General features: G+C 43.8%; 22 protein-coding genes. 2 read left to right on the top strand and 20 right to left on the bottom strand.

Annotated elements, in window-relative coordinates:
* Positions 1–7 precede the first annotated feature (7 nt).
* Positions 8–370 (bottom strand): Asp23/Gls24 family envelope stress response protein, encoded by a 363-nt coding sequence (locus M1D81_RS07950; protein ID WP_008344871.1) that lies wholly within the window; start codon positions 368–370, stop codon positions 8–10.
* Between the two features lie 271 nt (positions 371–641).
* On the opposite strand from M1D81_RS07950, the gene rpmB reads away from it, so the two are divergent.
* Entirely contained in the window at positions 642–830 is a 189-nt protein-coding gene (gene rpmB, locus M1D81_RS07945; protein WP_003212514.1) for a 50S ribosomal protein L28, read from the top strand.
* A gap of 72 nt (positions 831–902) precedes the next feature.
* Here the strand turns inward: rpmB and spoVM are convergent, their stop codons facing one another.
* The 17 genes from spoVM to M1D81_RS07860 all read right to left on the bottom strand — a co-directional run bounded on the left by spoVM (position 903) and on the right by M1D81_RS07860 (position 18,467).
* Positions 903–983, bottom strand: coding sequence for a stage V sporulation protein SpoVM (gene spoVM / locus M1D81_RS07940; RefSeq protein ID WP_008354550.1), 81 nt, complete (start codon positions 981–983; stop codon positions 903–905).
* A gap of 71 nt (positions 984–1,054) precedes the next feature.
* Complete coding sequence (locus tag M1D81_RS07935; protein WP_456265112.1) at positions 1,055–1,696, bottom strand: thiamine diphosphokinase; 642 nt, start codon at positions 1,694–1,696, stop codon at positions 1,055–1,057.
* 60 nt (positions 1,697–1,756) lie between these two features.
* The gene (gene rpe, locus M1D81_RS07930) at positions 1,757–2,407 is read right to left on the bottom strand and encodes a ribulose-phosphate 3-epimerase (RefSeq protein ID WP_456265113.1); all 651 of its coding nucleotides are present in this window, start codon (positions 2,405–2,407) and stop codon (positions 1,757–1,759) included.
* Positions 2,408–2,410: 3 nt separating this feature from the next.
* The gene (rsgA, locus tag M1D81_RS07925; RefSeq protein ID WP_456265114.1) at positions 2,411–3,307 is read right to left on the bottom strand and encodes a ribosome small subunit-dependent GTPase A; all 897 of its coding nucleotides are present in this window, start codon (positions 3,305–3,307) and stop codon (positions 2,411–2,413) included.
* Positions 3,308–3,319: 12 nt separating this feature from the next.
* Positions 3,320–5,275, bottom strand: coding sequence for a Stk1 family PASTA domain-containing Ser/Thr kinase (gene pknB / locus M1D81_RS07920; RefSeq protein WP_456265115.1), 1,956 nt, complete (start codon positions 5,273–5,275; stop codon positions 3,320–3,322).
* Positions 5,269–6,039, bottom strand: coding sequence for a Stp1/IreP family PP2C-type Ser/Thr phosphatase (locus M1D81_RS07915; RefSeq protein WP_034281746.1), 771 nt, complete (start codon positions 6,037–6,039; stop codon positions 5,269–5,271). The genes pknB and M1D81_RS07915 overlap by 7 nt, the downstream gene beginning before the upstream one ends.
* Before the next feature lie 3 nt (positions 6,040–6,042).
* Positions 6,043–7,125, bottom strand: coding sequence for a 23S rRNA (adenine(2503)-C(2))-methyltransferase RlmN (gene rlmN / locus M1D81_RS07910; protein ID WP_024424208.1), 1,083 nt, complete (start codon positions 7,123–7,125; stop codon positions 6,043–6,045).
* 3 nt (positions 7,126–7,128) lie between these two features.
* Entirely contained in the window at positions 7,129–8,472 is a 1,344-nt protein-coding gene (gene rsmB, locus M1D81_RS07905) for a 16S rRNA (cytosine(967)-C(5))-methyltransferase RsmB (protein WP_456265116.1), read from the bottom strand.
* Positions 8,459–9,412 (bottom strand): methionyl-tRNA formyltransferase, encoded by a 954-nt coding sequence (gene fmt / locus M1D81_RS07900; RefSeq protein WP_024426956.1) that lies wholly within the window; start codon positions 9,410–9,412, stop codon positions 8,459–8,461. Before fmt ends, rsmB begins: the two co-directional genes overlap by 14 nt.
* A gap of 5 nt (positions 9,413–9,417) precedes the next feature.
* Entirely contained in the window at positions 9,418–9,900 is a 483-nt protein-coding gene (gene def / locus M1D81_RS07895) for a peptide deformylase (RefSeq protein ID WP_456265117.1), read from the bottom strand.
* A 15-nt stretch (positions 9,901–9,915) separates the two neighbouring features.
* Positions 9,916–12,324 (bottom strand): primosomal protein N', encoded by a 2,409-nt coding sequence (gene priA, locus M1D81_RS07890; protein ID WP_456265118.1) that lies wholly within the window; start codon positions 12,322–12,324, stop codon positions 9,916–9,918.
* On the bottom strand, positions 12,321–13,538 hold the full coding sequence (coaBC, locus tag M1D81_RS07885) for a bifunctional phosphopantothenoylcysteine decarboxylase/phosphopantothenate--cysteine ligase CoaBC (RefSeq protein ID WP_456265119.1): 1,218 nt from the start codon (positions 13,536–13,538) through the stop codon (positions 12,321–12,323). Before coaBC ends, priA begins: the two co-directional genes overlap by 4 nt.
* Before the next feature lie 117 nt (positions 13,539–13,655).
* A complete protein-coding gene (rpoZ, locus tag M1D81_RS07880; protein WP_003211647.1) occupies positions 13,656–13,859 on the bottom strand; it encodes a DNA-directed RNA polymerase subunit omega in 204 nt (67 codons plus the stop codon).
* Positions 13,860–13,862: 3 nt separating this feature from the next.
* Complete coding sequence (gmk, locus tag M1D81_RS07875; RefSeq protein WP_024424214.1) at positions 13,863–14,477, bottom strand: guanylate kinase; 615 nt, start codon at positions 14,475–14,477, stop codon at positions 13,863–13,865.
* Between the two features lie 9 nt (positions 14,478–14,486).
* Complete coding sequence (remA, locus tag M1D81_RS07870; protein ID WP_008344898.1) at positions 14,487–14,756, bottom strand: extracellular matrix/biofilm regulator RemA; 270 nt, start codon at positions 14,754–14,756, stop codon at positions 14,487–14,489.
* A gap of 76 nt (positions 14,757–14,832) precedes the next feature.
* On the bottom strand, positions 14,833–15,708 hold the full coding sequence (locus M1D81_RS07865) for a YicC/YloC family endoribonuclease (RefSeq protein WP_024424215.1): 876 nt from the start codon (positions 15,706–15,708) through the stop codon (positions 14,833–14,835).
* Between the two features lie 83 nt (positions 15,709–15,791).
* Positions 15,792–18,467, bottom strand: a complete 2,676-nt coding sequence (locus tag M1D81_RS07860; RefSeq protein ID WP_456265120.1) for a calcium-translocating P-type ATPase, SERCA-type — start codon at positions 18,465–18,467, stop codon at positions 15,792–15,794.
* A gap of 165 nt (positions 18,468–18,632) precedes the next feature.
* On the opposite strand from M1D81_RS07860, the gene M1D81_RS07855 reads away from it, so the two are divergent.
* Positions 18,633–20,342, top strand: coding sequence for an Rqc2 family fibronectin-binding protein (locus M1D81_RS07855; protein WP_456265121.1), 1,710 nt, complete (start codon positions 18,633–18,635; stop codon positions 20,340–20,342).
* A 33-nt stretch (positions 20,343–20,375) separates the two neighbouring features.
* On the opposite strand, the gene M1D81_RS07850 is transcribed toward M1D81_RS07855, so the two are convergent.
* On the bottom strand, positions 20,376–20,879 hold the full coding sequence (locus M1D81_RS07850) for a precorrin-2 dehydrogenase/sirohydrochlorin ferrochelatase family protein (RefSeq protein WP_456265122.1): 504 nt from the start codon (positions 20,877–20,879) through the stop codon (positions 20,376–20,378).
* A complete protein-coding gene (locus M1D81_RS07845; protein WP_456265123.1) occupies positions 20,860–21,645 on the bottom strand; it encodes a sirohydrochlorin chelatase in 786 nt (261 codons plus the stop codon). The genes M1D81_RS07850 and M1D81_RS07845 overlap by 20 nt, the downstream gene beginning before the upstream one ends.
* Between the last annotated feature and the right edge of the window lie 29 nt (positions 21,646–21,674).

Raw genomic sequence — 21,674 nt, 5'->3', positions numbered from 1 at the left:
CTCCTTACTACGGGTTCGTAACTTTTACTCCTTGTACATAAATGTTGACCGAGTCAACAGAAAGTCCAATTGTGTGATGAATCGTGTATTTGACTTTCGTTTGAACATTATGTGCGACTTCTGATATTTTTGTACCGTAGCTGACAATGATGTACATATCAATATGAATGCGGTCTTCTTTTTGACGCACAAGAACACCCCGGCTGAAGTTCTCTTTGCGGAGAATATCCGTCAAACCGTCCTTGATTTGATTTTTGGACGCCATGCCAACAATACCATAGCAATCGATCGCAGCGCCTCCTGCCACCATTGCAATGACTTCATTTGATATATCAATTTGTCCGTATTTCGTTCTAAGTTCAATGGACACATTGGTTCCCCCTTTTTGAGAAATTGCCCTGAGTTATCACTATTTTACTATAAGACCTTTCTTTTTAAAAGAAATCATTCAATCCGACCCAATCCTACTTATACTATAGCCTTGATTTTTTATCAAGATGTCAAGGTATTTTTCTTGAAAGAGGAGTAAACAATCCTTGCAAACCCCTTGAAGCTGTGGTAAATTATTAAAGTATCTTGAGGCATCTCTAAGTACGTATATGAAGAATATGATGATGTTTTCGCAGTTAGGAGGGAAACAAATGGCACGTAAATGCGTTATTACAGGCAGAAAAACAAAAGCTGGGAACAACCGTTCTCACGCAATGAACTCTACAAAACGTACATGGGGCGCGAACCTTCAAAAAGTTCGTATTCTAGTGGACGGTAAGCCTAAAAGAGTATATGTATCAGCTCGAGCTTTGAAATCTGGTAAAGTTGAGCGTGTATAAGCAAGAAGAGTAAACGCCTGCTACAATAAACTGTAGCAGGCGTTTTTATGTGGAAATAAAGGAGATTACTCATTAATCTTTTTTAAATGAACCAAGCATCGCACGGACAATGCCGCCAAGAAATCTAGGCAGTTTGATTGTATAAAATTTCATTTTGTCCCCCTCCTAAAAGTACCGCTTGCAGCACAATTGAGCTTAATCAGCCATCCACATTGATAGGTTGGTCAATCTTTGCTTCTTACCATTATTAATATGCCTTCATGAAAAGAAAAAGTACCATTTGAGTGGATGAGTTCGTTACTAATACATAGTGTGGAACCAGGCTCAATATGACAATTTTTCAGAGGATATTTGAAACCTTTTAATGTCAGCTTTTCAACCGATGGACCAAAGGGCAGAAACGACACATATTTTTTATCAGGGTCTTCTTTTACTTCGTATGTACCAGGTTCAAACATTTGAATGATATTTTGCTTATCTACAAGAGTGATGTTCTGCTTGTGCTGAATGCCTTGATATAGAAGGTGAATATTTCCTAGAAAGTGATCAGCCCTTCCTCCTGTAATGCCGTAGATGTGAATATGCGCTGGGTGCTGGCGCATGGCCCAGTTCAGCGCAAGCTCTAAATCGGTTTCATCCTTTTCAGCCTGAAATACATTCAAGGCAGGCAATTTCTTTTTCAGCTCGCAAAGTTCTTCTTCTGTCACACTGTCAAAATCACCAAAAGCCTTGGCAGGCATGATGCCGTGCTCTAGTAAAAAGAGCGTGCCCCGGTCTACACCGACCCAGAGAATATCGTCCTGTGCTTCCTGTTCAAGGGGCGGGATATAATCAAAAGGGCCGCCGGCTACGATATGTATGTGCATGATATACGCTCCTCTCCATGTAAAAAGAACCAAAGATCAGAGTGACTTTGGTTCCTTTTTTTACGCTTCTCGAATGGCCTGAATGGCGGCTGCACGGTTGTCTTTACCGTATACCGCTGAGCCGGCCACAAGTAAGTTAGCGCCCGCCTCTTTACAGCTTTTTGCAGTCTCTACATTGACACCGCCGTCTACTTCTATGAGTAAGTCTGATAAGCCCTTTTGTTCACTAAGTGTCTTCACTTCTTTTACCTTTGTGAGGACAGATGGAATGAACGCCTGTCCGCCAAAACCGGGATTCACCGTCATGAATAAGACAAGGTCTACATCCTCTAATACATGCTCAATCTGAGAAACAGGTGTGTGCGGATTCAAGACGACGCCGGCTTTTACACCTTGTTCTTTTATATGCTGTATCGTGCGGTGCAAGTGCGGACAAGCTTCTACATGGACAGAAATAATGTCAGCACCTGCTTTTGCGAATGCAGGAATATACCGGTCTGGCTGCTCAATCATTAAGTGAACATCGAGCGGCAGCTTTGTATGCGGTCTGATTGCTTCCACCACATTCGGCCCAAATGTAATATTCGGTACAAAATGGCCGTCCATCACATCGATATGAATGTAATCCGCTCCGCCTTGTTCCACATCACGAATATCTTTCTCCAAATTGGCGAAATCTGCTGATAAAATGGAAGGGGCAATATAAACCATGATTTAGTACCTCGGCTTTCTGTCTTTGATTTCAGTTAAAAACTCTAAATAATGCTGATAGCGATAATCTCTGATTTGCTCTTGTTCGACCGCGCCTTTTACCGCACAGCCAGGCTCTTTCACGTGCAGGCAGCCTCTAAACTTACAATCTGCACTCCGCTCTTTGATTTCTAAAAAGTAAAGGCCTAAATCTTCCGCTTCGATGCCGGTAAATTCGAGTGAGCTAAAGCCAGGTGTATCTGCAATGAGCCCTTCTGCTGTACGAATGAGTTCAACATGTCTTGTCGTATGCTTCCCCCTTCCAAGATGGGAGGAAATATCATTGGTTTTCAGCGCCAAATCAGGACTCATCGCATTTAAAAGGGAGGACTTGCCTACACCAGACTGACCGGCAAATACAGTGATTTTATTGTGAAAATGCGGGGTCAGCTTTCCAATTCCGTCTCCCTCGATCGTAGATGTTACATGAACATCATATCCAATTTGCCGATAGTCCTCTGCATAGCCTTGAATCCTTTCACGCTCTTCATCTGTTTTCAATAAGTCCATTTTTGTGATACAGATAATCGGCTTAATATCATTTGCTTCCACAAGCACTAGAAATCTGTCTAATAGTGATGTGCTAAAAGTCGGTTCTGCCGCAGAGAAAACGAGCACCGCTTGATCGACGTTACTAATAGGCGGACGAACCAGTTCGTTTGTCCGCTCTTTTACTTCTAATAAATAGCCTTCTTTATCGTTATCCGCTTGATATACGACATAATCTCCCACAAGAGGTGTGATTTTGTTTTTTCGAAAAATGCCTCTCGCTCTGCACTGAATCACTTTTCCACTTTCTAAAGACTCATCGAGCACATAATAAAATCCGCTTAATGCTTTAATAATTTTGCCCTCAGGCATAAAGTCCCTCCTTTATTCATCGTCAGGGTATTCGATTGTTTTAGAGCTTACGACTTTATCATCAACCGTCACTTGATAGTATCCTTTTTGACCTGGTTCAATCTTAAATTTAATGGTCCGTTCAGTTGGTGCAGTGATGTTAAAGGTTTCATATGAATCAGAAATGCTATGCTCAGCATCGTCAATGGAAATCTGAACGGTCATCTCTTGCCCTTCAGTGACTGGCTCATACGGGATGGCAATCTTCTCAGTTACCGTTTTAGCCGGTTTTTTCTTCGGTCCGAGTGAGAAGGTGATCTTAACCGTATCCCCTGGTTTCACAGCAGTTCCTGCTCCCGGCTCCTGCTTCATGACCTCACCTTTTGGTACATCATCAGAATACGCTTCTTTTTCATCAAGCTTTAATCCGTTATCCTCTAAATAATTCGATGCAGCCTGTTTACTATATGTCGTTAAATCCCGCAAAGTAATATCGGCAGGACCTATGCTGACCGTCAACGTCACTTCTTCATCTGCTGCCACAAGCTCGGTACTCGCTGAAGGTTTCTGTTCCATGACAATCCCAGATTCGGTGTCATTATCATTTACTTCCTCCACAACCACTTGCTTAAACCCTTTTTTCTCTAGTAATTCTTTTGCTTTATCAACCTTTTCACCTGTTACATCAGGTAATTCAGTCTTTTCTTTGCCCGTACTTTGGTAAAGCTGAATGTCAGTTCCTTCTTTTACCTTTGTGCCGATTTTCGGGTCTGTTTTGACAACAAGCCCTTTTTCAATTTTCTCATCAGCGATCTCAATTGGTTCAGAGGCAACGGTAAAGCCGGCCTTCTTCAAGGTGTCCTCTGCTTTTTCAATCGTCATGCCAGATACATCAGAGACCTCAACATCTTTTGGAAAGAGCAGTCCGGGAAACACAGTGATGGCTAAAATGGTCGCAGCCGTTAGAATAAACAGGATAGATGCCACAACCCAAGGCCATTTTTTCCGTTTCTTTTTCGGCTTTTGTTTCTCTTTTTTCTTCGGTTTTTGCACCGGATGGACAGCTGTTTTTTCATTGTCTTGATCGACTTGATGATCTTGAATGATTGGGATCGCTTTCGTTGCTTCATGATCCTCTTCAATGACAAAGCGTTTTTCTTTTAGTCTTGAAGGGTCGAAAGCAGTTTGCAGATCTTTTTGCATTTCAGATGCATCTTCATATCGATAAAATGGATCTTTGGCCATCGCCTTTAAAATGATGTTTTCCACGCTTTGTGGAACAGAAGGATTCCATCTTCTTACAGATGGCGGCTCTGATTGCAAATGCTTCAGCGCAACACTGACAGCTGATTCCCCTTCAAATGGCATGCGTCCAGAAATGAGTTCATAGAGCACAATTCCAAGTGAATAGATGTCTGACTTTTTCGTCGCAAGACCTCCGCGGGCTTGCTCTGGAGACAAATAGTGCACGGATCCTAGGACCGAATTTGTGTGGGTGATGGTCGCTGAGCTGAGTGCAATGGCAATCCCAAAATCAGTGACTTTAATATTCCCCATGTTGTCTATTAATATATTGTGAGGCTTAATGTCCCGGTGGACGAGCTGCTTTGCATGGGCTTCTTCCATTGCCGCAACCACTTGCTCCATAATGCGAACGGCTTCTTTCGGATGAAGCGGGCCATTGGCATGTATGTATTCTTTCAGCGTCATCCCCTCGACATATTCCATGACAATATAATAAATGTCATCTTCTTCCCCTACATCGTAGATGCTGACAATATTTGAATGATCTAAACTTGCGGCTGATTGCGCCTCACGCCGGAAACGTCTAATAAAATCATCATCGCTTGCAAAGTCAAAGCGCAAAATTTTAATCGCGACTTCGCGATCTAAAATCATATCCTCCGCCAAATAAACGTTTGCCATTCCGCCTCCGCCTATGACGCGAAGAATCTGATAACGGCCGCTGATCCGTTTTCCGATCAACACTTGCTGTCACCCTCCTCTGGCTGGGAGGAGATTTCTAACAATACTGCTGTAATGTTATCTTCACCGCCGTTGTCATTCGCTGTTTGGATTAATGCTGTTACTTTTTCATCTGGTGCGGTCGTTTGCGTTAAAATATGAATCAAATTCTCTTCTTCTACTTTATTTGATAAACCATCTGAGCAAAGCAGGATTTGATCTCCAGGGTCCACTTCAAAGGTATGGGCATCGATTTGAACGTGTTTATCTGTTCCTAATGCTTTCGTAAGCACATTTTTTCTTGGATGATATTCTGCATCCTCTTTTGAAATTTCACCTGTTTTCACAAGCTCATTTACAAGTGAATGGTCATCTGTTAGCTGGGTCAGTGCTCCTTCTCTTAGCAAGTAGCAGCGACTGTCGCCAATATGGGCAATTGTGACCGTTTGCAAATGAACGAGCGCACAAACAATGGTTGTCCCCATTCCTTGGCACTCCTCATTGTTTTTCGCATGTTCATATACTTGATCATTAATGTCACTTATTTTTGAGATTAACCAGCTTTCTTGCTCTGCTGGTTTTGCTGGAATTGAAGATGTTTCTTCCCAGTATTCTTTTAAAGAAGAGACGGCCATCCTGCTGGCGACATCACCAGCAAGATGACCTCCCATTCCATCTGCTACAACAGCTAGAAGGGTGTCTTCTTTTGCTTCAAAAATACCTGCATCATCTTCATTATGCTGACGGACTTTTCCTGTATCGGTTTGAAAGGCTGCCCTTATCAACATTCGTCACCTCGTCTCTTCCTGACGCTCCTTCGCTCTTAGCTGACCGCAAGCAGCATCAATATCATGGCCTTGCTCTCGTCTAATTGTTACGTTTACGCCGCGTTCTTTCAGCGTTTTTTCAAATAGGAAGATTTGTTCTCTTGGTGTTCTTACATAATCCCTTTCCGGTACATAGTTCACCGGAATGAGGTTCACGTGGCACTTGATTCCTTTTAATAAGTCTGCAAGCTCTTCTGCATGATGCACTTGATCATTTACTCCGCCAAACAGGCCGTATTCAAAGCTGACACGTCTACCCGTTTTTTGAATGTAGTATTCAATGGCTTCCATTAATTTTGGCAGCTTATATGCCTTATTGATCGGCATCAGACGGCTTCTGATCTCTGTGTTCGGTGCATGCAGAGAGACAGCAAAATTGATTTGCATTTGCTCATCAGCGAATTGATAGATCTTTGGAATGATTCCGCTTGTCGACACTGTAATATGACGCGCGCCAATATTTAAGCCGTTGTCATGGTTGATGATTTTAAGGAAGGCAAGCATTTCGTCAAAGTTATCAAACGGTTCGCCAATTCCCATGATGACAACCGAGCTGACTCTCTCATCTGTTTCGTCAAGTGCCTGCTGCACTTTCAATACTTGAGCAACGATTTCTCCTGCTTCAAGGTTTCGTTTTAACCCGCCAAGTGTAGATGCACAGAATGTACAGCCGATTCGGCAGCCAACCTGAGTTGTGACACAGACAGAGTTGCCGTATTCGTGGCGCATCAGTACTGTTTCAATCGTATAGCCATCATGTAATTCAAATAAAAACTTGATCGTTCCGTCTTGAGACGTTTGTTTGATCACAGTTTTTAATGTGGTGATCGCAAATTGATTTTTTAATTTTTCTCTTAAATCCTTTGAAAGGTTAGACATATCGTCAAAGGATGTCACACGTTTCTCATAAAGCCACTCGAAAATTTGGGCTGCGCGGAAAGGCTTTTCGCCTTGTTCTTTTAACCATTCTTTCATTTCGTGAAGCTCAAATGAGTAGATCGACGGCATTTCTGTCTTCAGTTCTTTTCTTACTTTTTGTTCTGTCATTTTTTATCCCTTCTTTCTCATGCTGCAAATAAAGAAACCATCTGTTCCGAAATAATGAGGAAGAATTTGTACACTTCCGTTTTGAACAAACGGAGCAACCTGCTCAGGCAGCCGTTCATTAAGAGATAGATCGGGTTCGAAGTCTTGGTGTTCTTGTAAAAACGCATGAATCACTTGTTGATTTTCTGTTGGGTCCATTGTACACGTACTGTATACAAGGGTTCCGCCCGGTTTTAAAAGCGGGGCCGCTTTCTTTAAAATGGCCTGCTGGATAGCCGCAAGCCTTGCTGAGTCTTCTTGTGACTTTGTATATTTCATATCTGGTTTTCGTCTAATGACGCCAAAACCGGAACACGGTGCATCAATGAGAATACGGTCAAACGAAGCTTCGCTGTAATAGTCTGCCGCTTTCCTTGCATCAAGTGCTTTTGCCTCAATGTGAGTAAGGTTCAGACGTTTTGCTGCTTGTTTGATGAGTTTCACTTTGTGTTCATGTAAATCAAGAGAAACAATTTTGCCCTCATCGTTCATACGTTCTGCAATATGTGTTGATTTTCCGCCAGGAGCCGCACAGGCGTCAAGCACCGTTTCTCCCGGCTGAGGGTCGAGCGCTCTTGCGACAAGCATCGAGCTTTCATCTTGTATCGTCACATAGCCTTCTTGAAAAGAAGGGGTTGAGACGATGGACCCTTTCATGAGCTTAAGTGCATCTTCAGATAAGTCGCCAAGCTCCGTTTCAATGCCTGCATCCATTAGTTTTTGCTGCAGTGCCATGCGGTCAGTTTTCATTCGATTGACACGAAGGGTTTGCTTTGGCGGAACTAAATGAATGCGGCACATGCTTTCTGCCGCTTCAAACCCGTACGCCTGAACCCACTCCTGCACAAGCCATAATGGGTGGCTTGTCTCAATGGACAGCCGCTTTACGGGATCTTTGATCGCATCAAATGACGGAACGCCTTCTCTTTGCACGGAACGAAGAACACCGTTCACAAGTGAAGAAATGCCTTTGTGCCCGCGCTTTTTCGTTAGCTCGACAGCTTCATGAATGGCTGCACGATCTGGTATTTTTTCAAGATACACCATTTGATAAAGAGACATCCGCAAAAGCTGCATCACCCATGGAGCGACCTTTTGCGGTTTTTTCACAAAGGGCATCAGCATATAATCTAATGCCAGCTTATTTTGCAGTGTACCATATACAAGCTCTGTTAACAGCGGTTTGTCCTGATCAGCTAAGTTTTTATCTTTCATGACTGACTGCAACAGCAAATTACTGTAAGCTTGATTTTGTTCGAGTTTGATTAAAGCGTCCAGCGCTACTTCTCTCACATTACTTTTCTTCATTCATTAGCCCTAATTTCTGTCCAATTTCGATATTTGCGCCTCTTAAGAAGTCTTCGCCGCTCATTTTTTTCTTACCAGCTGGCTGCACACCTGTTAATAAAAGGCCTTGCTCATTACCCGTTGCAATGACCGGACCTTCTTTTTGAAGCTCAATCACTTTCCCAGGTTCTTCTTGCGCTTGAAGCGGAACCTTTTTCGCTTCCCATACTTTTAGATGAGCGCCGTTCCATTCAGTATAGGCAACTGGCCAAGGATTTAGCCCGCGAACTTGGTTGTAAAGCTCTTCACCGGTTTTTGTCCAGTCTAATCTTTCTTGCTCCCGCTTAATATTTGGTGCGTATGTGGCCGCTTCTTCATTTTGCGGAATTGGAGAAATAGACCCGCTTAGAACATTTGGCACCGTATCTTTTAGCAGCGTGGCACCAGCTGCACTTAATTTATCATGCAATGTTCCGACATTGTCTAATTCATCGATTTCTACTTCTACTTTACTGATCATGTCACCTGCATCAAGTCTTTCCACCATGTACATGATGGTAACGCCTGTTTTCTTTTTACCTTGAAGGATCGCATAATGGATCGGCGCGCCGCCTCTTAGTTCTGGCAGGAGCGAGGCATGAACATTGATACAGCCAAACTTAGGTTCATCGAGTAATCGCTTTGGTAAGATTTGTCCAAATGCCGCTGTGACGATTAAATCCGGCTGTAATGCAAGCACCTTATCAATTTCTTCATCAAGGCGCACCTTTTCAGGCTGCAACACAGGAATGCCGTGCTTTAAGGCTTCCACTTTTACAGGAGGCGGTGTGAGCACTCGTTTTCTTCCTTTTGGGCGGTCTGGCTGCGTGACAACCCCTACCACTTCGTATCCTTCTGTTATCAGTGTTTGCAGCACAGGTACTGAGAAATCAGGGGTTCCCATAAATACGATACGTGCCATTTTCTTCACCCTTCCATTTCCGCAAGTTCTTTTTCTGTATACGTTTCAATGATTTTTGACGTAAATAAAATGCCGTCTAAATGATCAATTTCGTGCAATAAAGCTCTTGCTAAAAATCCGTCTGCTTCTATTGTAAATGGTTTACCTTTCTTATCAAAGGCTTTTACCTTCACATAGTTCGGTCTCTCTACAGTGCCGTATAAAGATGGAAAGCTCAGGCAGCCTTCAATATCTGTCTGGCTTCCTTCTACTTCAAGCACCTCTGGGTTCACTAAGTCAATTCTGCCAGGTTCTTCCCCGATATCTACAACAGCGATTCTTTTTGAAATACCGATTTGTGGTGCTGCTAGTCCAACTCCATCCAGCTCAAGCATTGTATCATACATATCATCCAGCAGTTTTTTAAGCTTTTTATCGAACGTATCGACACGCTCTGTCTTTTGTTCGAGCACTTCTGCCGGATGTATGACTATTGGTTTTACTGCCACTTACAGCCCTCCGTTTTACATCATCATATATGGATTCATATCTATTGAAATCATCAATTGTTTTTGTTCCATTTCCTTTTGATAATGGTCTTGTATTTTCCGTAGTAAACTTGCCAGTTCATTTTCCCTTTTGTATTTTATCACGCATTGATAGCGATATCTATCTTTGATCTTAGCGATTGGCGATGCAGCCGGGCCAAGGATTCGAGTATTCGGTGCACAGTTCATTTTTAGGAACTGGACAATCTGGTCAGTGACATGTGCTGCCTTCGTCACTTCTTCGTGTGACACTGTCACCATCGCCAAAAAGTAATACGGCGGATAGGACTGGTGGCGGCGATGCAGCATCTCCTGTTCATAAAAGGCTTCGTAGTCATGCTGCTTCGTTAACTCAATACTATAGTGAGAAGGCGTATACGATTGAATAATAACCGAGCCCGCTTTTTCATGGCGCCCTGCCCTGCCGCTGACCTGCGTGAGCAGCTGAAATGTTTTTTCACTTGAACGAAAATCAGGGATGTGAAGGGATGTATCCGCACTGAGAACACCAACAAGTGTGACATCTGGAAAATCCAGCCCCTTTGCAATCATTTGCGTCCCGAGCAAAATGTCCGCTTCTTTATTACCAAAAGATGTGAGAAGCTTTTCGTGAGCACCTTTTCGAGACGTTGTATCCACATCCATTCGAATTACACGCGCCTCAGGCAGTACCTTTGTCAGTTCCTCTTCTACTCGCTGCGTGCCAGTTCCAAAATAGCGAATATGCTCGCTGTGGCATTCTAGACATTCAGCAGGTACTGGTGCTTCGTGACCACAATAATGGCACTTCAGCCTTTTTTGATAGCGGTGATAGGTAAGAGAAATTTCGCAATGAGGACATTGCTCCACATATCCGCAATCACGGCACATCACAAAGGATGAATAGCCTCTTTTGTTCAGAAATAAAACGGCTTGTTCTTTTCTTTCAAGCACCTCTTTTAACCTGAGCATTAATTCTTCTGAAAACATGGAGCGGTTGCCATTTCTCAGTTCTTCTCTCATATCAATTAACGAAACGTGCGGCAGCTGCTGCTGGTTGACGCGGTGCTTGAGCGACAGCAATGTATAGACGCCTTTTTTCGCTCGTGCATACGTTTCAAGAGAAGGTGTTGCACTGCCTAATACGACTGGACATTGATGCCGCACTGCTCGCTCAATGGCGACATCCTTGGCATGGTAACGAGGCATTTCTTCTTGTTTATAAGAGGATTCGTGCTCTTCATCTATAATAATCATGCCTAAATTTTCAAATGGAGCGAAAACAGCAGATCTTGCGCCAACGACAAGCTTGACTTCCTTGCGATGAATCTTCCGCCATTCATCATATTTTTCTCCTGTCGATAAGCCGCTGTGAAGAACAGCCACATTTGAGCCAAATCGTTCTTTAAATCGCTGCACCATTTGAGGGGTTAATGAAATTTCAGGAACTAAAACGATCGCTTCTTTCCCTTTTTGAAGAACATGATCAATTGTCTGCAAGTAAATCTCCGTTTTGCCGCTTCCTGTCACTCCGTGCAGCAGAAAGGTTTCGTGCTGGTCCTCACTGACTGCTTGATGAATATGTTTTGCCGCCTCTCTTTGCTCAGGCGTGAGATCAAGTGAAGCAGATGGTGTAAACTCCCGGTCACGGTAAGGATCCCGGTAGACCTCTTCATAGCTTTCTGTTAACAGCCCTTCTTGAATAAAGGTTTTAAGCGTTTGAGAACTCGCGCCTGTTTGCTGCTGCAAGTCTTTCGCTAAAAAGGTTGTCTCTCCCGCTTGAAGCAAGTAAGAGATCAGCGCCTTTTGTTTTACCGCATTTTTCTTTAGCTGCTGCTGCTTTTCTTCAAGTTTTTCTTTCGATACAGCCAACTGGAGCATGCGGACCTTTTTCTTTCCAGATTTTTGCGAGACATGGTATCTCACCTCTAGATGACCTTTTTGGACATGCTTTTGAATCTGTTTTAATTGTTCAGCCGGGATGTCAGCATAAAGAATGCTCTCTCGCTGACCGAAAAGCTCTTTCAATGACTGCGGAAGTTCTTCCTCTGATAGCACCTGTATTTCTTTTTCATACTTTGCCTTCATGGCTGCGGGCAGCATCGATTGAAGTGCCGTAATATGATAGGACAATGTTTTTTCCGTCAGCCAGTGGGAAAGCTCCAGCAGCTCATCTGTCAGAACAGGTGATAAATCAAATAAATCGACTATCTCTTTGATGCTTCCTGTCTTGATGTCTGTTTCCTCTTTGACTTTTGTCACAAACCCTTGAATCTTCCGCGGGCCAAAGGGAACGACCACCCTCATTCCCGCTTTGACGAGATCTTTGAATCGATCTGGTACACGGTAATCAAATGGCCGGTCAATGGCTTTCGTTGTGACATCTACAATGACTTCAGCAATCATGCGCGATCACGCTCTTCTGGAAGCAGCTGTATTGCCTCCTTTAAAATTTCAAAAGCGAGGTCTTTTTTGCTCATCATCGGCAGCTCTTTTTTCGTTCCATCTGCTTTGATGATCGCTGCCACATTGGTATCTGTGCCAAATCCTGCACCTTCTTTAGTGACGTTATTGGCCACAATCATATCTAGGTGCTTGGATTCAATTTTCTTTTTCGCATAATATTCTACATCCTGCGTTTCAGCTGCAAATCCGATCAGCACTTGATGCTCTTTTCTTTTCCCCAGCTCTTTTAAAATATCTTTTGTCCGGGTGAATTCAATGTGCAGTGTGCCGTCCTGTTTTTTCATTTTATGAGCATATGTCGTGACAGGGGTGTAATCGGCGACAGCTGCTGATTTAATAACAAGATCAGCTTCTCCGTATACATCTAGCGCAGCTTGATACATCTCTTCAGCTGATTCAACGTGCACTACATGCACATGGTCAGGTTCAGTTAAAGAAACAGGTCCAGAAATCAGCGTCACATCTGCCCCCATTTGCTGAGCAGCCTCTGCAATCGCATAGCCCATTTTTCCACTAGAACGGTTTGTAAAGAACCGGACAGGATCGATCACTTCACGAGTAGGACCTGCTGTCACCACGACTTTTTTACCTGAGAGCGGCAAGCTTTTTGGCTCTTCAAAAAAGGCCCGGATGTGTTCCACAATTTTTTCAGGCTCTTCTAGTCGCCCTTTTCCAATGTACCCGCAGGCTAAATAACCTTCACTTGGCTCAATAAACCGGTAGCCGTCTTCATATAATGTGCGAATGTTCCGTTTGACAGCGGGGTGATCGTACATATGCACATTCATCGCTGGAGCGATCCATACAGGCGCTGTTGAAGCAAGCAAAGTCGTCGTCAGCATATCATCTGCAAGTCCAGCGGCCATTTTACCAATCGTATGTGCTGTTGCAGGGGCAACAAGAATGAGATCGGCCCAGTCAGCTACGTCAATATGCGCAATGACTCTTGGATTGTTTTCTTTGAATGTATCTACATATACCTCATGCCGAGACAGTGCTTGGAAGGTTAGCGGAGACACAAACTCACGAGCAGATTCCGTCATAATCACTCTGACATTTGCGCCTGCTTGTACGAGTTTACTAGTAAGTGCTGCTGCTTTATATACGGCGATTCCTCCGCTGACACCAAGCAAAATATTTTTTGACTGTAACATTTGTTTGTCCCCCTTAACGGCCTTTTTCACAAATTCGTCTACAATTCAAAAAAGTCAAAACCAATCATAGTTTTGACTTTTTTGAACGTATCGTATCTGCATTGCAGAAGCGATGTGTTATTCTTGATCCTCTTTTTCAAATGTCAAAAGACCAGCGTCGATTTCTTCTAGTGCTTTGCCTACGAATTTGTAAGACTTTGTGTTTTCAATCTGCTGATCTTGATGGATCTGCATTTCACGTGCACGGCGTGCCGACACTGTTACAAGTGTATATTTTGAATCAAGTTTGTTCATCAATGAGTCAATTGAAGGATCTAACATGGTTTATTCTACCCCCAGCATTTTTTTATATCTTGGTGCGACTCTGTCTCTGCGCAGGTGTTCTGCAAGGACGATCGCTTTGATTCTTTCACAAGCCAGCTCGACATCATCATTTTCAACGACATAGTCATAAGCATCCATCATTTCAATTTCTTCTTTCGCAGCGGCCATTCGGTTTCGAATGAGCTCCTCAGACTCTGTACCGCGTGTAATGATGCGGTTTTGAAGTTCTGAAAGGCTAGGCGGTGCAAGGAAAATAAAAAGACCTTCCGGAAATGCTTCTCTTACTTGAAGTGCACCTTGCACTTCAATTTCAAGGAAAACATCTTTTCCTTCGCTTAATGTCTGTTCTACATAGTCAACAGGCGTGCCGTAGTAATTCCCGACGTACTCTGCCCATTCTAACAGCTTTTTGTTTTCAATCATATGTTCAAATTCTTCCCTGGTTTTAAAGAAATAATCGACACCATTTCTTTCACCTTCACGCGGTTTGCGTGTCGTCACAGAAATAGAGTATTCAAATTTCGTATCTTCCTGGGAGAAAATGGCTTGTCTGACCGTTCCTTTTCCAACTCCCGAAGGTCCAGAGAGAACGATTAAAAGTCCTCTTTCTTTCATAATGGCGTATTACCCCTGCCCTTCATCTATGATTTCTTCTTTTACAGAAAGTCTTTGCGCGACAGTCTCAGGCTGAACGGCAGATAAGATGACATGGTCACTGTCCATAATGACAACAGCACGGGTTCTTCTTCCGTATGTAGCATCTATGAGCATGCCTCGATCTCTTGCGTCTTGTATCATTCGTTTAATCGGTGCTGATTCCGGACTGACGATCGAAATCATCCGATTCGCTGAAATGATGTTTCCAAATCCGATATTGATCAACTTTATGGTCATCTTCTTTCGTCCCCCTGTAATATAAACGTCTCTAGTCTCGCCGAAAGAGACGCACTGTAAACAGCATACACAATGACTATTCTATATTTTGCACTTGTTCTTTTATTTTTTCAATAGCACTTTTCATTTCAACCACCAGCTTTGTTAAATGATGATGGTTCGCTTTTGATCCAATGGTGTTCACTTCACGGTTGAGCTCCTGTACAAGGAAGTCAAGTTTTCGGCCGGCAGCACCGCCTTGCAGCAAGATTTGCTGAAACTGCTGAAAATGACTTTTTAATCTCGTAATCTCTTCTGTAATGTCACACCGGTCAGCAAAGATGGCTGCCTCTGTAGTCAGTCTGCTCTCGTCAAGCGCCTCTCCGATCCATTCTTGCAATCGCTGATTCAATCGTTCTTTGTACTGACTCACAACCTCTGGTGCAAAGACTTTGATTTCTTCTGTATAGGCCTCTAGTTCAGAAAGCCTCAGTTCACAGTCTTTTTGAAGGGATGCTCCCTCTTGCTCTCTCATGAAGCAAAGCTCCTTGACAGCAGCCTCGCAAGCTTCCATCAGCAGCTGCTCTAACTGTTCATTTCGGCTGGCTGACTCTTCCACCTGAACGGCAAGCTCCAGCCCCAGTAAGTCATGTGCATGCTGAATGCCTGAAATGTGATAGCGTTTCTCGAGGTCTTTTGCGGCTTTCATGTATTCATCAAGCAGCGGCCAGTCGATCTGTAAGGACCGGCTTGCTAGTTTACCGCCTTCAATCGTGACAAACAGCTCAATTCTACCGCGCTGCACGTGACGAAGAATGATCTTTTTTAATGTATCTTCGAAATATAAAAGCGGCCTCGGCAAACGGGCATGAACCTCTTTAAAACGGTGATTGACCGATTTTAGCTCAACTGAAACTGTCAGTTCTCCATCCGTTTTACTCGCTTGGCCGAATCCCGTCATACTGCGTATCATGTTAAAACACCCAATTCTTTCATATTAATAAAATGAAAAAGGTAATAGCAGACACTATTACCTCAAAATTATACCATAATCAATTATTTTTTTCTTGTCAAAAGTGATCCTGCCAGTAAAAAAGTTGGCAGTGCAGACATCCCAATGATCAGCAGCCAATCAATCGGTGCAACCGCGACCGTTTTGAAAATCGGCTGAAGCGGCGGGTAATAAATGACCACAAGCATGAGCAAAAGTGATGACAAAACCGCACCGATCAGATAGAGATTTCCAAATGGATTACGTTCAAAAATGGACCGTTCACTGCGGCAGTCAAATACATGAATGAGCTGCGCCAATACAAGCGTACTAAATGCGACAGTTTGTGCATATTGCAGGTTGTTTGGATCGCGGTGATACACAAATATAAATGCCAAAAGGGTCGCAAGCCCGATGAGGAATCCTCTTGAGATGACTTTCCAGCCAAGCCCTCTAGCAAAAATGCCCTCTTTCACATTCCGCGGCTTTCTCTTCATGACATCCCCTTCTGGCTTATCCATGCCAAGTGCCATAGCCGGCAGACCGTCTGTGACAAGGTTGACCCATAAGATTTGTATAGGAACGAGCGGCAGCGGCAGCGCGAGCAGCATCGCAAACAGCATGACCAAAATTTCTCCGACATTTGATGCCAGCAAATAACGGACAAACTTACGAATGTTTTCATAAATATTCCGGCCTTCTTTAATGGCGGATTTAATGGTCGCAAAGTTGTCGTCAAGTAAAATAAGAGAAGACGCTTCTTTGGCTACGTCTGTTCCAGTGATGCCCATGGAGATGCCGATATCTGCTTGTTTAATGGCAGGCGCATCATTGACCCCATCACCTGTCATCGCCACAACATGCCCATTTTTTTGATAGGCTTTGACAATTCTCAGTTTATGCTCAGGGGAAACCCGGGCAAAGACGTATACATTTTCAGCCATTTGCTCAAGCTCTTTGTCGCTCATCTGATCAAGCGCTTTTCCGTCGAGCACCTGTCCTTGCTTCGGTAAAAGGCTCAAGTCTTTGGCGATCGCTTTGGCCGTTTCTACGTGGTCGCCTGTAATCATGACCGTTTTAATCCCGGCATCCCGGCACTCTTTAATCGCTCGTCTGACTTCAGGACGCGGTGGATCGATCATGCCCTCTAACCCGATAAATGTTAAATCGGTTTCAGCCTGCTTTACAGAGGTGATTTTTTCTGTCAGACCGACTTTTTTATACGCAATGGCAATGGTTCTAAGCGCCTGTCTTGCTAACCCTTGAATCGCAGCTTCTGTTTCTTGCCTGCGGGTGGCTGAAAAAGAAGCTGTGCGTCCGCCGTGCATGATATGACTTGAACGGTTCATTAGTACATCCGGCGCACCTTTTGCAATGACATACCGCTCTTTTTGATTCGTTTCAACGACGACTGACATCATCTTTCTTTCTGAATCAAAAGGAAACTCCTCAATGACATGAAATCCAGCTTCAATGAATTGCTCTGTAAAACCCGCTTTACGTGCTGCGGTAAGAAGCGCCCCCTCTGTCGGATCGCCATCAAGCCTCATCTCTCCGTCTTTTTCAACGATGGTCGATGTATTACAAAGCGCCCCGTATAATAACACCTTCTGCAGGCTTGGATGCTTGTCGGCATGGACGATTTCTCCGTTTAAGGTAAAGTCACCGGATGGCTCATAGCCTGTGCCGGAAATATTCCACGTTTTCCCCTCTGCCCATACATGGGTCACGGTCATTTTATTTTGCGTCATCGTTCCTGTTTTATCTGAGCAAATGATTGACGCGCAGCCGAGTGTTTCCACCGCCGGGAGCTTTCTGACAATCGATTTTTGTTTGATCATCCGCTGCACCCCTAGGGAAAGTGCGACAGTGACGATCGCCGGCAGTCCTTCTGGAATCGCCGCAACAGCAAGAGATACTCCCGCTAGGAACATATGATACAATTCATGCCCTTGCACAATACCGAGAACCACAACGAGCACCGTTAAAAATAAAGCAGCCACAATCAGAATTTTCCCGAGCTGCTCGAGACGCCTTTGCAGCGGCGTTTCCATATTACCTGCTGCATCCAGCATACCGGCAATTTGCCCCATTGCCGTATTCATTCCTGTACCAATGACAACCCCTACGCCGCTTCCTCTAGTAACCAGCGTCCCCATAAAGGCCATGTTCGTCAAATCTCCAAGCGAGACATGGCTGCTTGAAAGAGGACTTGCGTGTTTGACCGCTGGGATAGACTCGCCAGTGAGAGCGGACTCCTCAATTTCTAAGCTCTTTGTTTCTAGTAATCTAATATCTGCCCCAATCCGGTCTCCGCTTGAAAATTTCACAATATCCCCTGGCACGAGATGTTTAGACGGGATCTTGACCCATTCATTATTTCTCCTTGCATACACATGCGGAGTTGATAATTCTTTTAACGCTTGAAGGGATTTTTCCGCTCGGCGCTCTTGATAAAAGCCGAGTACACCATTAATCAAAACAATGGCTACAATCGCAACCGCATCAATGTATTCTCCTAAAAAGGCAGAAATGATTGTTGCTGCAAGCAAGATTAACACCATGAAATCTTTAAACTGTGCTAAAAAAATAATCAGAGCCGACGCCTTTTTTCCTTCCTGCAATTCATTTGGCCCGTGTTTTTCAAGCCGCTTTTGTACATCTTTTTCTGACAGTCCGTCACCTATCGATGTATTCATTGTTTTTAATAAATCGGTTTGGTTCAGTTCATGCCAATTCATTTGACCTCGTCCACTCCTCTTTTGTTCTCTCTCATATGCAGTGTTCTATAAGCCAGTTTATTCAGACTCGTCCTAAATCATGCTATAATAATAAGACTGCCTAAAGAACGAGAAAACGGAAGGTTCTTTCAGTAGATTTGTGTGAAAGAAGAGGGTGTATCCAACATGTCATTTGACGGCATTTTTACATATGGTATGACAAATGAATTGCAAAAGACATTAACTGGCGGGAGAATTTCAAAAATCCATCAGCCATATAAGCACGAGCTGATTTTTCATATTCGGGCAAACGGAAAAAATCATAAGCTCCTTTTATCGGCTCATCCGAGCTATGCGAGAGTGCAGCTCACAGAGCATCAATACGACAACCCAAGCGAGCCGCCAATGTTTTGTATGCTCCTCAGAAAGCATCTTGAGGGCGGCTTCATTGAACGTTTTGAACAGATTGGGTTTGACAGGGTGATTGTGCTTCATGTGCGAAGCCGAAACGAAATCGGCGATGAGCAGACGCGTAAGCTTTACATTGAAATCATGGGACGTCATAGTAACTTCATTCTTGTAGAGGATGGAACGCAGCAGATCATTGATGGTTTGAAACACCTTTCTCCCTCTGTGAACAGCTATCGAACGGTGCTCCCTGGTTATGAATACCTTCTGCCGCCTGCGCAGCAAAAATTGAATCCTTTTGACGTGACAAAAGATGATATTTTGAAGCATTTACGCTTTCAAGAAGGCAAGATCGCGAATCAAATTGTCGATACCTTCTCTGGGGTTTCCCCGCTGTTTGCAAAGGAAGTTGTACACCGGGCCGGTCTTGCCAATCAAGAAACGATTCCAAATACACTGCTCGACATGTTCCAGCTCATTCGCATGCATTCTTTTACACCGCAGCTCACAAGAAAAGACGGGAAAGAGTATTTCTATTTATTAGAGCTTCAGCATGTCCATGGCGAGATGAAAACATTCGACTCACTCAGCCAGCTGCTTGACCGCTTTTATTTTGGAAAAGCTGAGAGAGACAGAGTCAAACAGCAGGCGTCGGACCTTGAACGGTTTGTCGTCAATGAAAAGAAGAAAAATGAAAACAAGCTGAAAAAGTTAAAAAGAACCCTTGAAGAATCTCAAGATGCACACAAATATCAGCTCTATGGCGAATTGTTAACAGCCAATTTATATGCGATCAAAAAAGGGGATAAAGAAGCGACTGTCATCAATTATTACGATGAAGACGGCGGAGAAATCACGATTCCGCTCAAAACAAACAAAACCCCTTCTGAAAATGCCCAGGCATATTTTACAAAATATCAAAAAGCAAAAAATGCTGTAGAAGCTGTAAATGAACAAATTAAGCGGACACATGAAGAAATTGCTTATTTTGAAGAGCTGATTCAGCAGCTGTCCTCTGCTTCACCGAAGGATTTAGAGGAAATGAGAGAAGAGCTTGTTGAAGGAAAATATTTGCGCGCCAAACAAAAGCGTCTCGCCAAAAAGAAAAAACCGGCGGCCATTCAGCTCGAAACGTATGAATCATCCCAAGGCATACCAATTTTAGTGGGAAAAAACAACAAACAAAACGAGTATTTGACTACAAAGGCAGCTGCTCGTGATGATGTTTGGCTGCATACAAAGGATATCCCTGGATCACATGTCGTCATCCGCCACCAAGCACCTGATGAACAAACGCTGCTTGAAGCGGCTCAAATTGCCGCCTATTTTTCAAAGGCAAAAGAGTCCAGCTCCGTACCTGTCGACTATACAAAAATCCGGCATGTGAAAAAACCAAACGGAGCAAAGCCTGGCTTTGTTACGTATGATCAGCAGCAAACATTATTTGTCACGCCTGACGAAGATCTTGTGCTTAAGCTGAGAAAATAAATAAAAAATGCCGATAAAATCTCCTATAAGGATTTATCGGCTTTTTCTTTGTCGTTTTTTTCTTTCGATGTAAAGGGCATCAAGTGCGTCAATATCCTCTTGTTCAAGCAAGGATTCAATTGCCGCAGCCAGCTGTTTTGTCCGGGCTGGGCTAGCACCGCTTGTAGAGACTGAAATCGTCACTTTTCCTGCTTTGACAACCTTCGGCATCATCACATTACCGAGCTCAGATTGGCTCACACAGTTCACGAGCTGGTGAGGCTGCGCTGTTTGTGCAATCCATTCATTTACCGAAGGGTCGTTTGTAGCAGCTACAATGAAAAACGCATCCTTCAAATCTTCAGCGCCCACCTTCTTTTCCTTCCAATTCAATGCGTATGTATCAATGAGGCACGCCATCTCTTCAGAAAGATCAGGACTCACAACAGTTAGATGGCAAGACTCCGTACACAATGCCTTTGCTCTTCTTAATGCGACAGATCCGCCGCCGGCGATGACCACTTGTTTATTGGTTAAATCAAGATGGACTGGAAGCATGGCTTTCTCCTCGGAAACGAAACGCATCGTCTTTGTTTAAAATGGTTTCTTGCACTCGTTCAATATAAGCCGCTTTGACATGCGGATGAAAGCCAATATACCGGCATACCCGGACATCTTTCAGCCTCTTTCTCGCCTGAGCGGCTTCACTTTCAATTTCTTTCATTAAAATCCCCGTAAACAGTAAGTAAGGAACGATATAAACAGGCCCATCGTCATCTTCTGATAACTGCGCGAGAACATCTCGATAATTTGGCTCACATGCTGTAATAAAACACGGAAGAACCTCTGCATGCGGAAGCAGGCTTCGGACATCGTCTGCAATGCCAAACACATCTCGCTTCACATCCGGATCAGAACTCCCGCGGCCAATTAAAAGAATCCGTGCGCGCTCGCCTTGATATCCTGCTTCTTTAATTCTTGCGGCAACCGCTTTTGTTACTTCTTGATTCACCCCGATCGGCTTTCCATATGTGACCTTCACTTGCGGGAAACGCGCGCGCACTTTCTCAATTTCGACCGGGATATCCGATTTGGCATGCATGGCAGTCAAAAGGAGGAGCGGGACGATTGCAATGTGTGTCGCTCCTTTTTTCACACAGGTCTCAAATCCTTCTTCTATAGAAGGGTCCGTCAGCTCTAAAAAACAAATTTCTTGTATATCTGCTTTCACTAACGGCATACAGCTTTTCATAAAAGAAATGGCCTTATCTTGTGCTTCTTTCACCCTGCTTCCATGCCCAACATAAAGGACAGCTTGTTTCATGCGGCTCCTCCCTCTCACTTGTTTTCATC

The sequence above is a fragment of the Bacillus sp. JZ105 genome (assembly GCF_053903125.1).
The sequence above is the reverse complement of the archived record's forward strand: the minus strand, read 5'-3'. Positions and strand labels throughout refer to the sequence as shown.

Bases quoted from the DNA above. Each gene is read 5' to 3' on its own strand.
- rpmB (WP_003212514.1), top strand. From the start codon at position 642: ATGGCACGTAAATGCGTTATTACAGGCAGAAAAACAAAAGCTGGGAAC.
- spoVM (WP_008354550.1), bottom strand. From the start codon at position 983: ATGAAATTTTATACAATCAAACTGCCTAGATTTCTTGGCGGCATTGTC.
- M1D81_RS07935 (WP_456265112.1), bottom strand. From the start codon at position 1,696: ATGCACATACATATCGTAGCCGGCGGCCCTTTTGATTATATCCCGCCC.
- rpe (WP_456265113.1), bottom strand. From the start codon at position 2,407: ATGGTTTATATTGCCCCTTCCATTTTATCAGCAGATTTCGCCAATTTG.
- rsgA (WP_456265114.1), bottom strand. From the start codon at position 3,307: ATGCCTGAGGGCAAAATTATTAAAGCATTAAGCGGATTTTATTATGTG.
- M1D81_RS07915 (WP_034281746.1), bottom strand. From the start codon at position 6,039: ATGTTGATAAGGGCAGCCTTTCAAACCGATACAGGAAAAGTCCGTCAG.
- rlmN (WP_024424208.1), bottom strand. From the start codon at position 7,125: ATGACAGAACAAAAAGTAAGAAAAGAACTGAAGACAGAAATGCCGTCG.
- rsmB (WP_456265116.1), bottom strand. From the start codon at position 8,472: ATGAAGAAAAGTAATGTGAGAGAAGTAGCGCTGGACGCTTTAATCAAA.
- fmt (WP_024426956.1), bottom strand. From the start codon at position 9,412: ATGGCACGTATCGTATTTATGGGAACCCCTGATTTCTCAGTACCTGTG.
- priA (WP_456265118.1), bottom strand. From the start codon at position 12,324: ATGATTGCTGAAGTCATTGTAGATGTCACAACGAAAGCCATTGACCGG.
- coaBC (WP_456265119.1), bottom strand. From the start codon at position 13,538: ATGTTACAGTCAAAAAATATTTTGCTTGGTGTCAGCGGAGGAATCGCC.
- rpoZ (WP_003211647.1), bottom strand. From the start codon at position 13,859: ATGTTAGATCCTTCAATTGACTCATTGATGAACAAACTTGATTCAAAA.
- gmk (WP_024424214.1), bottom strand. From the start codon at position 14,477: ATGAAAGAAAGAGGACTTTTAATCGTTCTCTCTGGACCTTCGGGAGTT.
- remA (WP_008344898.1), bottom strand. From the start codon at position 14,756: ATGACCATAAAGTTGATCAATATCGGATTTGGAAACATCATTTCAGCG.
- M1D81_RS07865 (WP_024424215.1), bottom strand. From the start codon at position 15,708: ATGATACGCAGTATGACGGGATTCGGCCAAGCGAGTAAAACGGATGGA.
- M1D81_RS07860 (WP_456265120.1), bottom strand. From the start codon at position 18,467: ATGAATTGGCATGAACTGAACCAAACCGATTTATTAAAAACAATGAAT.
- M1D81_RS07855 (WP_456265121.1), top strand. From the start codon at position 18,633: ATGTCATTTGACGGCATTTTTACATATGGTATGACAAATGAATTGCAA.
- M1D81_RS07850 (WP_456265122.1), bottom strand. From the start codon at position 20,879: ATGCTTCCAGTCCATCTTGATTTAACCAATAAACAAGTGGTCATCGCC.
- M1D81_RS07845 (WP_456265123.1), bottom strand. From the start codon at position 21,645: ATGAAACAAGCTGTCCTTTATGTTGGGCATGGAAGCAGGGTGAAAGAA.